At 29.1% G+C, this 11,090-nt stretch carries 15 protein-coding genes and 1 riboswitch; all 15 genes read right to left on the bottom strand.

Annotation, left to right across the window (positions count from 1 at the left end):
* Nucleotides 1–150 precede the first annotated feature (150 nt).
* Nucleotides 151–708, bottom strand: a complete 558-nt coding sequence (efp, locus tag B2671_RS14140; RefSeq protein ID WP_035129348.1) for an elongation factor P — start codon at nt 706–708, stop codon at nt 151–153.
* A 302-nt stretch (nt 709–1,010) separates the two neighbouring features.
* Nucleotides 1,011–1,838 (bottom strand): MetQ/NlpA family ABC transporter substrate-binding protein, encoded by an 828-nt coding sequence (locus B2671_RS14135; RefSeq protein ID WP_346870978.1) that lies wholly within the window; start codon nt 1,836–1,838, stop codon nt 1,011–1,013.
* A 48-nt stretch (nt 1,839–1,886) separates the two neighbouring features.
* Complete coding sequence (locus tag B2671_RS14130) at nt 1,887–2,537, bottom strand: methionine ABC transporter permease (RefSeq protein ID WP_414632639.1); 651 nt, start codon at nt 2,535–2,537, stop codon at nt 1,887–1,889.
* Nucleotides 2,538–2,539: 2 nt separating this feature from the next.
* Nucleotides 2,540–3,499, bottom strand: a complete 960-nt coding sequence (locus B2671_RS14125; protein WP_346870977.1) for a methionine ABC transporter ATP-binding protein — start codon at nt 3,497–3,499, stop codon at nt 2,540–2,542.
* A gap of 128 nt (nt 3,500–3,627) precedes the next feature.
* Nucleotides 3,628–3,758: riboswitch (SAM riboswitch) on the bottom strand.
* Between the two features lie 73 nt (nt 3,759–3,831).
* Nucleotides 3,832–4,221 (bottom strand): hypothetical protein, encoded by a 390-nt coding sequence (locus B2671_RS14120; RefSeq protein ID WP_346870976.1) that lies wholly within the window; start codon nt 4,219–4,221, stop codon nt 3,832–3,834.
* Nucleotides 4,211–4,654 carry a hypothetical protein gene (locus tag B2671_RS14115; RefSeq protein ID WP_346870975.1) on the bottom strand — a complete coding sequence of 148 codons (444 nt, stop codon included), beginning with the start codon at nt 4,652–4,654 and terminating at the stop codon, nt 4,211–4,213. Before B2671_RS14115 ends, B2671_RS14120 begins: the two co-directional genes overlap by 11 nt.
* Before the next feature lie 22 nt (nt 4,655–4,676).
* A complete protein-coding gene (locus B2671_RS14110; protein WP_346870974.1) occupies nt 4,677–5,402 on the bottom strand; it encodes a hypothetical protein in 726 nt (241 codons plus the stop codon).
* A gap of 11 nt (nt 5,403–5,413) precedes the next feature.
* Complete coding sequence (locus B2671_RS14105; protein WP_346870973.1) at nt 5,414–5,857, bottom strand: hypothetical protein; 444 nt, start codon at nt 5,855–5,857, stop codon at nt 5,414–5,416.
* Nucleotides 5,844–6,302 carry a hypothetical protein gene (locus B2671_RS14100; RefSeq protein ID WP_346870972.1) on the bottom strand — a complete coding sequence of 153 codons (459 nt, stop codon included), beginning with the start codon at nt 6,300–6,302 and terminating at the stop codon, nt 5,844–5,846. The genes B2671_RS14105 and B2671_RS14100 overlap by 14 nt, the downstream gene beginning before the upstream one ends.
* Nucleotides 6,268–6,711, bottom strand: coding sequence for a hypothetical protein (locus B2671_RS14095; RefSeq protein WP_346870971.1), 444 nt, complete (start codon nt 6,709–6,711; stop codon nt 6,268–6,270). Before B2671_RS14095 ends, B2671_RS14100 begins: the two co-directional genes overlap by 35 nt.
* Nucleotides 6,692–7,135: a type II secretion system protein gene (locus B2671_RS14090; RefSeq protein ID WP_346870970.1), complete on the bottom strand. Its 444-nt coding sequence runs from the start codon at nt 7,133–7,135 to the stop codon at nt 6,692–6,694. Before B2671_RS14090 ends, B2671_RS14095 begins: the two co-directional genes overlap by 20 nt.
* Before the next feature lie 21 nt (nt 7,136–7,156).
* The gene (locus B2671_RS14085; protein ID WP_346870969.1) at nt 7,157–8,353 is read right to left on the bottom strand and encodes a type II secretion system F family protein; all 1,197 of its coding nucleotides are present in this window, start codon (nt 8,351–8,353) and stop codon (nt 7,157–7,159) included.
* A complete protein-coding gene (locus B2671_RS14080) occupies nt 8,343–9,851 on the bottom strand; it encodes a GspE/PulE family protein (protein WP_346870968.1) in 1,509 nt (502 codons plus the stop codon). The genes B2671_RS14085 and B2671_RS14080 overlap by 11 nt, the downstream gene beginning before the upstream one ends.
* A gap of 154 nt (nt 9,852–10,005) precedes the next feature.
* Nucleotides 10,006–10,833, bottom strand: coding sequence for a diaminopimelate epimerase (gene dapF / locus B2671_RS14075; RefSeq protein WP_346870967.1), 828 nt, complete (start codon nt 10,831–10,833; stop codon nt 10,006–10,008).
* A gap of 12 nt (nt 10,834–10,845) precedes the next feature.
* Nucleotides 10,846–11,090 (bottom strand): helix-turn-helix domain-containing protein (locus B2671_RS14070; RefSeq protein WP_346870966.1); only part of this gene is annotated, 245 nt, incomplete at its 5' end.

The following is an 11,090-nucleotide window of genomic DNA, read 5'->3' as shown; positions in this document are numbered from 1 at the left end:
AAGTGCTTCATATAATGAAATATTACATTTCATTATATGAAGCACTTATTAAAAACAGTATGTTTTCATATATCTCTGCAACTTATTAAATATGTATTCATATAGCAAATAAAAACTAGCCTTCAATTATGAAAGCTAGCTCAATATGGACTAAACTCTTTCCATATATTCTCCTGATCTAGTATCAACTCTAATTGTGTCTCCTTCATTTACAAATAGAGGAACTGGAACTATTGCCCCTGTTTCTACTGTAGCTGGTTTTAACACGTTAGTTGCAGTATTTCCTTTAACTGCTGGTTCAGTGTTTGTAATTAATAATTCAACGAAGTTTGGAGCTTCTACTGAGAAAGCTTCACCCTTGTAGAATTTAATTATTGCAAACATGTTTTCTTTTAAGAATTTTATAGCTTCTTCTACTTTATCGTAGTTTAAAGGAATTTGCTCGAAAGTTTCTTGATCCATGAAGTAGTATAACTCTCCATCAGAATAAAGATACTGCATTTCTTTTCTCTCTATTACTGCTTCTTGGAATTTAGCAGTTGGGTTGAAAGTTGTTTCTGTAACCGCTCCAGTTATAGCATTTTTTAATTTAGTTCTAACGAAGGCAGCACCCTTACCTGGTTTAACATGTAAAAATTCTACAACAGTGTAAACTTGTCCACCATCTTCAAAAGTTGTTCCTTTTCTTAAATCTCCAGCTGATATCATAATGTAACCTCCCAATATATAATAGCCTTTGTTAATAAAATTATTATAACCTATTTAAAGCACTTTAATACCTTATGTAGTTATTAATATGCATACTAAATTTTAGTAATAAATTAATTACCTAATTTAATAATTATAATTACTTACATTTACATTAACAATGATATTTTATCAAAACTATGTATTCTTTGCAAACAAATTATACCTTCATATTAAGAAACTTGCAATAAAAGTTTAAATATATTATTAAAAATGCATATTATATCCATATATTCATATCTATTATATACATTTTGATAGATTTAAAACCCAGGAATAATAGCTCCTTTATAATTCTCTTCGATGTATTTTTTTACTTCTTCAGAGGTAGCTGCCTTTGTTAAAGCTTTTATTTTATCCTTTTCTTTATCTTCTGTTCTAACAGCAATGATATTTGCATATGGACTATCTATACCTTCAATTACTAAAGCATCTTTTAAAGGGTTAAGTCCTCCCTCTAAAGCATAGTTAGTATTTATTACTGCTAATTCTACATCTTTTAGAACCCTTGGTAACTGTTCTGCATCTAGCTCTGTAATCTTAACATTTTTAGGATTTGAAGTAATATCTTTTGCAGTTACTAGATCCCCCTCTGAAATTTCAATTACTCCATTTTTAGCTAAAAGCTTTAAGGCTCTTGCTCCATTAGATGGATCGTTAGGAATTGCTATTTCCGCACCATCTTTAATAGCGCCTATATCATCTAATTTTTCTGAATATACTCCCATTGGTTCTAGGTGTACCTTTGTTGTATAAGAAAGATCATAAGATTTTTCCTTTACTGTAGCTTCTAAAAAAGGTACATGCTGAAAATAGTTTGCATCTATTTCACCTTCTTCAAGGGCAGTATTAGGTAGTACATAATCTGAAAATTCCACTATTTCTACTTTATATCCTTGATTCTCCAATAGTGGCTTTATAGCATTTTCCACTATAGCTTTATGAGGCTCTGGAGATACTCCTATAGCTATAACCTTATCTTCACCCTTAACCTCTGAGCCTACTTTTCCCTTAGAACCACAGCCTACTAAAGTCACCCCTAAAGCTAGGGTTAACGTTAAACTTAATAATTTCTTTACTGATTTTTTCATGTATATATTCCTCCTTGATTATAAATTTCTAAACTTAAATTTTGAATACTAGCTTAATTTCTTATATATGTAGTTTCCTAAGCTTTGAATAAGTTGAACAAATATAATTAAAACTACCACTGTAAATATCATAATTGTAGTATTAAATCTATTATATCCATAGGTTATAGCTGCTGCTCCAAGACCACCTCCACCAATAGATCCAGCCATGGCAGAATATCCTATAATGCTTATAATAGTTAAAGTAAGACCTGACGCAATAGATGGTAAGGCTTCCTTTATCATTATTTTAAATATTATTTGAGTCTTAGTAGCTCCTAAGGATTGAGCTGCCTCTATAACTCCTTTATCTACTTCCTTTAAAGAAGTTTCAATAATTCTTGCAACAAAAGGCGCTGCAGCTATAGTCAAAGGTACTATGGCCGCTGTAGTTCCTATAGATTTACCTACAATAACTCTAGTAACAGGAACTACTACCACCATCAAGATTACGAAAGGTAAACTTCTTAAAGTATTTATAACCCCATCTAATATTTTATATATATATTTATTTTCCATTGGACCTTCTTTGGTTGTTAGTATTAAAGCTATGGCTAAAACCATACCAATAATTACTGCAAAGATCGTAGATATCACTACCATTATTAAAGTTTCTATTAGTGCACTACTAAGGATCCATATAATTGCTTCTGCTGTCATAACTATAACACCTCCCATTGGAACTTATTCTTTTCTAAGTAACTAGTAACAACTTCCTTCCACTGTTCATCAACTCTTATGACTAATGATCCCAATACATTTTCTCTGAATCTTTCTAGCTTGCCCCATACAATAGAAAAATTTACATTCAAATCTCTAGCCATGTTGGTTATAAATGAATTTTCACTTTTATTTACTGGAAAATATATCTTAATATTGACTCCATCTTGAAATAAAAATTCTTCTTCTTCTCCTAAGAATTTTCTTAGAGAATATCCTGGTCTTAAGAACAGTTCATCTACATTTCCTTCAGCTTTAACTTCTCCGCCTTCTACAAGCAATATTCGTTGGCATATAGACTTTACTACTTCCATCTGATGAGTAACCATTACTATGGTAATCCCCATTTCTTTATTAATTTTAGATAACAGCTCTAATATGTCCTTTGTAGTTTTAGGATCCAGTGCCGAGGTTGCTTCATCACAGAGTAATATTTTAGGTTCTAAAGCTAAAGCTCTTGCAATTGCTACTCTTTGCTTTTCTCCGCCACTTAACTCTTTAGGCATAGACTTTATCTTGTGGGATAATCCAACAATTTTCAACAATTCTTCTACCTTTTTTTCTATATGCTCCTTATCATATCCCCATAGTTGTAATGGTAATGCCACGTTATTATATACATTAGACCTTTTAAGCAAGTTAAAATTTTGAAATATCATTCCAACATTTTTTCTAAACTCTCTAATATCTCTTTCTGTCATAGAGGAAACTTCTTTTCCCATAACTTTCAAACTGCCTTCATCATAACCTTCTAATCCATTTATACATCTTAACATGGTAGATTTTCCAGCTCCACTGTGACCTATAATTCCATATACTTGTCCTTCTTCTATGGTAAATGAAACATTCTTTAGAACTTTTAAACTCTCAAAGCTCTTATTGATATGTGATACCTCTATCATGTTCTAGCACCGTCCTTTACTGTAGATATCCTATTTACTTTAAATCTAGATTTAATTATTTTGGGTAAAAACAAAAGCACTAGAGAATAAATCTCTAGTGCATAAAATTTCATGCATGCCAATTCATTCTCTTATCTTCCAGCTCAAAAAAGCTGCAGGATTTAGCACCATGACGAACATATAAAGATATATGATTCAATATATATACACAGGTTGCTGGGTTTCAAAGGGCCAGTCCCTCCACCGCTCGTGATAAGACAATATTTACTTTTACCTTGGTCCTAATTATACATAACAATAAATAAATAGTCAACATAAAAATACCAAAATTTTTAGATTTTTTTGAATACAAGTATAAAGGTGCAAATATCTTCTTCCACCACCAAAGAGTTAATTTCTTTTATTTCATCCATCTTACCTAAATCACTAAGTAAATTTTTAAAAGTAGTAAAATCACCCTTACACTTGATAGTTACTTCACCATAAGAGTCATACACAACAATGTTATTTAAAGAAATATCATTATAACTTCTTAATCTATTTAAAAATTCTCCAAGTTTAAACTCTTCCTTTTTATTTGCTTCTATACGGTTACTTACAACTAAATTTCTATGATTTTTAGCATTATTTAAATTTATTTGTGTTTTACCATAGGCTATTAAGAGTATTATAGTTATTATAACTACTGTAATATTAATTAATTTATATTTTCTAGTATCCATTAATCTTTACCTTAGCTGTAAAATATAGCTCTTCCTTCTCTTGAAGAATAGATGAAACTTCAACTATTGAAAACTTTTCTTCTAAAATTTTAATACTCATTGAATAATCTTCCTTATCTTTAATCTTTATATTAAATCCTATATTATTGTCATCTATATTCATAGAATTTATCTCAAGATCTTCCTTTGAAATTATTTCATAAATATAGTTATATACAAAGGTTGTAATACTTCTTCTGTCATTATTTAATTCTATATTTTTGTTATACTGAGCTTTATCTACAATATTTAATCTCTTATAGTAATTACCTAATATTCCCATGGAAATAATTATAAATAATATAGAGAAATATATCAAAGTCCTTATTATATTTTTCTTATAGATGTACCTTAAATTCTCTATATACCATTGAGGATAATATCCTTCTTTCATTGCCTCTCTCCCCTTTCATAAATTAAGAATTTACAGGAAAACTCCTTTTCATCTCATATAAATTAGCAATCTTAACCTTTTCCTTTTTCTTATTTGTAATGATGTAAATTCCCTTATTATTATGTTCTTCCCCACTAATCTCTCTCAAAAATGCTAAGATTTCTATATTTACATTTTCTTTACTTCCATTTATAACTCTATTTGCTCTTATAGCTCCATTTTCTACTTCAATGATATAAACATACTTATTTCTATATATTATTAAAGTGAATTCTCCATTTTTTATCTTTTTGTTGTATTTATTTGTATATAACTGTTGTATAGGTATTACAGAGTTTATATTTGCCCCTAAAAACAATTCTCGATTCATTAAAAGTGAATCCTTTACATTTATGCAGTATATAGCTACCTCTAATTTTCCTCTTTTATTCCTAATAATTTCATAGTTAAAGATTATATTTTCTATATCATAAAAAATTTTTATTACCTGATTTTTAACAATTAAATCTAGTTTAATTTTATTTACTTTAGGCACAAAAATATTATGTACAAATATCTCTTCTCCTTCTAAAATTATGTCCAAATTAAGCTTTCTTAAATTTTCCTCAACTGCAACATCACTGTCTTTATAATTTTTCTTACTGCAATATGTGCAGTAAAAATTCTTATCCTTTTTTAAATCTTTAATCTTTTCTTTTACAAACTTTATTTCTTCTTCACTTATTTCAATTGTACACCTTTTTTTCATAACTCTCCCTTCTACTGTACTAAATTTCCCTTAAAAATATATTTAATTTTACTACCATTAATATCCACAACGAACCTATAAACTCTACTTAACCCATTGATCTGAAAATACTTATTGCTTAAATCATAGGTGATATAACTATTATCATAGGTGATTAGTTTTTCACCAGCTTTCCTTTCAAAGTATTTCTCTGGAGTCTCTGCATTTATAGTTTCTATATTTTCTAGTACATAACTATTAAAACTAGCTATTAAGCGCTCCTTATAGCTATGGTCCTGATTTTCTTTCAAGTTATATTCCACATAATTTTTAATATAAGAATTTCTATTAATAAATGATTTCATAGAATAACATATAGTAAGGGAAATAATCATTCCTACAATTACTACATAGGTTAATATCCATCCCCTATGAATTTTTCTATATTTGTTTAACCATATTTTATATTTTTCCAATTCCTCTCTCTCCACTAATTCCTTTATCCGTAACTATTTTAATGAATAGAACCTTACCATTTTGCCTAACTTTAAATTCTTTGACATCATATAAAAGGGGCTGATTGGTGTGGCCTACTCCATGTTTATTCTTGAAAAAGAACCTAAGTTCATTCCCATCTAAAGAAATATAACTTTCTCCTACATTTGTAGGTATAATTATATCTCCATCTTTTAAAAAACATCCTTCACCTCTATAATTAACATAATTCTCTATATACATAAGTGCTTCATAAATCCCTGTAATTTCACTAGAATAATATACTCGTTCCTTATAGCTTTTCATCCAAATACTATAACTGCTAATAATAACTGTAATTATTAAGGAGGAAATGCTTAAAGCAGCTATTAATTCTAATATAGTAACACCTTTAGCTTTTCTCATAATTACCCTTGTAGAATACATAATTTATTTCCTTTCCATCTTGAAACCTATATAAAACTTCTACTTTTATAATTTCTTTACCAGTTTCTTCTGTTCCCATTAACATTATAATTGGGTATTGTTTTACTTCATCCTTTATAATATGCCTTATATTTATACTACCTATAGCTTCCTCTGATAAATCACTAGTATTTATGAATCTAGTTTTTCCAACTATATCTTCTTTAATATCACCATAATCCATATTGCATAAAATAAGCTTTTTAACTGCATCTATCTGAAAAGTGGCCTTCATTTCCTTTTGCTCTTCTTCTTCACATCTTCCCATTACACCATAAAAAGTAAGTGCTCCTATGAGAATAGTAGATATAACTAACATGCTTATTATAGTTTCTAACAGTGTAATTCCTTTATTTTTGCTTACTAACATAATCTGTTCCTACCTTTATGGTTATAACTTCTCTACGTCCCTCTGAATCATATATATTTATAGACCTTCCCATAGATGTATTTCCGTCAATATCTAATGGTATAGTTATACTAGCATCATTAGATATATGTATCCTTAGTGAATCTGGTAATAGATAACTGTGTACTTTTACAGTTCCATGATATAGGTTTAATTCTCTACTTTGGATAACTAATCTAAAGAGTTTCCTATTATCATAATTATTTCTTGCATACATCTTACAACTATTTATAAATTCAATTGTTCCATTAACCCCATGTTCCATTTCCATGGCTAACTTCTTTTCCTCATAGGAGTTTAAATGAGGATATATTATAAATGAACATATAGATAATATTCCCAGTACTACTATTAATTCTATTAGCGTAAATCCATTTTTCTTCATAGCTTTCTACCTTAATACCTTCTAAAACTTTGTATTATACATATTAAACAATGGAATCATAATTGCAATAATGATAGATCCTATAAATATACCTACAAAGACTATTAGTAGTGGCTCTATTAGAGATGTGATCCTATCTAATTTTCCTTCAAGTTCTTCTTCGAAAACTTCATTACAACATTGCAATACCTCTTCAATACTTCCATTAATTTCTCCTATATATATTGTTGACAGAAAATAATTTGAAAAAATATCACACCGCTTAAGGCCCTCATAAAGGCTATCACCCCTTTCTAACCCTTCTATACATCTATTTAACCGCTCCTTAATGTAAATGGCATTTTCACAATTTCTCAGTAAAATTAAAGATGATTTTATATCAATACCACTACCTATCATCATTGAAAGAGCCATAGTAAATTTACAACAAAATCTATTTTTCTCTAAATTTTTCGTTAGTGGATTTTTATATTTAAAATTATAGGTTATCCCTTTCCCCTTTAGATAAATATGTATAAAGCTTATGCCAATAAAAATCCCTATGCCCATTGGTAGTACAAGTATACCTAGACTATTTATAACTCTAGATAATCCTAAATAAAATCTAGTTATATAAGGGAGTTTCATATTTTCTATATCCATAGAATTAAAAAATGCAGGTACTAACTTGTAAATGGCAATTAACCCCATAATTAATACAAATATAAATAATCCTATAGGATAAATACTTACGCTAATAATTTTCTTTCGCCTTTTATATTCCTTCATATAGTACTTTTCCATGAAAGTTAGAATCTGCTGCAATCTACCACTTTCTTCTCCAAAATGAATTAATGTTATAAAAAATTCGGGAAATACATTTTTAAATTTCTTTAAGCTTTCTGAAAAGGATAAACCACTTTTTATATTGTTTATAACTTTATTTAGAATTTCACATAACCTTTTATCCCCTAAATGCTCTTCTAATAATTTCAAAGCATTAACTAAAGGAATTCCTGCCTTTAAATTATTCTTTAAATTTCTGCAAAAAGTAGATAAATTTTTTTCTGAAATCCTTCTTTTAAACAAATATGTATTTTCTTTATGCAACTCTTTATATTTAATACAATATATTTCTTCCTCTTCTAATCTTTCCATTAAACTCCAATGATCTTCTACTATAACTTTTCCTGATACAATTTTTCCCTTTACATTTATCCCCTTATACTTATACTCCATAATCCACTCCTAAGGCTTTTTCAATGTTATAAACCTGCATATTTCCATAATACTCTTCCACAGAAGTACTTCCCTCTACAACTAATTCCTTAAAATATTCATTCATAGTAATCATTCCCTCTTCAATAGCTATGTTTCTTAATATATCACTATCCCCACTATCCATAGACTCCTTTAATCTCTTTCCCATAATCATAATCTCATAGGCTACAGTTCTTCCTCTGTATCCAGTGCTATTACATTTAATACATCCAGTTCCTCTATAACCTTCTTCAATCCTATCCATGGCTAGAAGCTTCTTTTCTTCCTTGGATAATTTATATTTCACCTTACACTTTTTACATATTAATCTTGTTAACCTTTGAGCAATTACAAGAACAAGAGAACTTTTAATTATATCTCCATCTATCCCCATGTTAGTTAGTCTATTTATAGCACTGCTAGCATCGTTAGTATGCAAGGTAGTTAAAACTAAGTGACCTGTTAAAGATGCTCTTATAGCTACTTCAGCAGTTTCCTTATCTATAATTTCACCAACCATTATTACATCAGGATCCTGTCTTAATACTGCCTTTAATATATTTCCATAGGTAGCACTACCTTCTCCTATGGAAACTTGATTAATTCCCTCAACTTCACACTCCACCGGCTTTTCTACAGTGACTATATTCCTAGTTTCTTCGTTCAACTCATTTATCATAGAATATAAAGTAGTAGTTTTACCACTTCCTGTAGGACCTGTAATTATAATTAAACCTTGTTTAAACTTTAATATATTTTTTAAGATTCGATAATCTTTAGGTGTAAAACCCAGCTTATTTATATTTAACAAAGGTGCATTTCTTTGTAATATTCTTATTACAAATTTTTCTCCGTGAACAGTAGGCATTGTAGATATTCTTAAATCATAAATATGTTCCTTTACTTTAAGATTTATCTCTCCATCTTCTGGAGCGTATTTATTAGTAATATCCATATTTGCCATAACCTTTATTCTTGTGGCTATAACCTCATAAAGACTCTTAGGTAAAGTACTAAAAACATTTAAAACACCATCAATTCTGTACCTTACAGTAATTTTATCCTTCCATGGTTCTATATGGATATCACTAGCACCTTTTTCAATACCTTCTCTAAAAATTGAATCAACTATAGAAATAATGGGTCCTTTTACTTCTTTATCAAGCTCCTTTCTAGGATACTCTTCACCTTTAAGTCCCTTAACTATTTGCTTTCTATAAATTTCTTCATAATATTTATCTAAATAAATCTTAAATTGATCTATAGTACATAAATTAAATACAACTTTTTTCTTTAAAATAAATCTTAATCTATTAATTTCTTCATTGGTATGCTCCTTGAACGTAGCTAAGTGAATCTCATTATTTCTTATGTCATAAGGGAAAACGCTATACTCTTCACACATCTCCTTGGAAAGCATAGACATAGCCTTAGTATTTATTGCTATTGAATCTAAATCTACTCTGTTGATCACCATTTTATCTCCTTAAACATATTAAAAATACAATCTTCTTTTATCACAACTATGATTATTACCATTTATTTCAAATATAATTCTATAAATAAATAAAAAAGGGTTTATATTAAAACAAATTTATAAATTGTTTTAATATAAACTCTTAATGGTTCACTTATACTGCTATTTCACCCTTAAATACATTCTCCGCTGGCCCCGTCATCATTATTCCATCCTCAGTTATTTCTATAGTTAAAATACCTCCTGGAGCGATAACCTTCACAGATTTATCTACTAAATTTAATTTATTACAAACCACCACCGATGAACAACATCCTGTTCCACAAGCAAGGGTTTGCCCTGCTCCTCTTTCCCATGTATTAACCTTTATTTCCCCTCTATTCACAACTCTACAAAAGTTAACATTGGTCCCCTGTGGAAATAATTCATGGGTTTCTATGGCTGCACCTTCTTCAACCTTAAAACCTCCATCTTCAGTTAATAAAACAGTATGAGGAACTCCAAGTAATAATGAAGTTATATTATAGCTTTTTCCATTGGTACATATATCTTTTTTAATAATTTCTTCCTCCCCTAAGACAGGAATAGACTTTGGATTAAAACTCTCTCTTCCCATATTTATCTTAACAGCTTTTACTTTATTATCTTCTATGAATAGATGACAAACCTTTATACCATCTCCTGTTTCTACGGTAAACTCACTTTTTCTTACTATGTTATTTTCAAATACGTATTTTGCAAAGCATCTTATTCCATTTCCACACATACCAGCATAGGAACCATCACTATTTATTATTATCATTTGAATATCAGCAATTTTACTCCTTCTTACTACTAATATCCCATCTCCTCCTATGCCAAAATTTCTATCACACAACTTTTTAGCTAGAGTACCTAAATCATTGTGTTTTACTTCCATATCTTCAAAAACCACAAAATTATTTCCTGCTCCCTGCATCTTTATAAATTTTAAAATTTCCATAATATTCTCCTCTTAAAAATAATTCTTAAGTATAACAGCTCTTATAGATTCATAATTAATTGTCTTAGGTAACTCTGCCTTTACCTTACTGACCTTATCATAGCCAACTCTTTCACAAACCTCCATGATAATTTTTTCTTCATCTTGGTTAAAAAATTTATTTAAAGGAATAGTAAACTTAGGTCTTCCATACTCCTCTATGTACTCTGTAACATATCCAAGTATAGTTGAAATTGATACCTCTATCTCTTCAGCAA

The organism is Clostridium sp. UBA5119 (assembly GCF_002414285.1).
Classification (GTDB): Bacteria; Bacillota; Clostridia; order Clostridiales; family Clostridiaceae; genus Clostridium_J; species Clostridium_J sulfidigenes.
The sequence above is the reverse complement of the archived record's forward strand: the minus strand, read 5'-3'. Positions and strand labels throughout refer to the sequence as shown.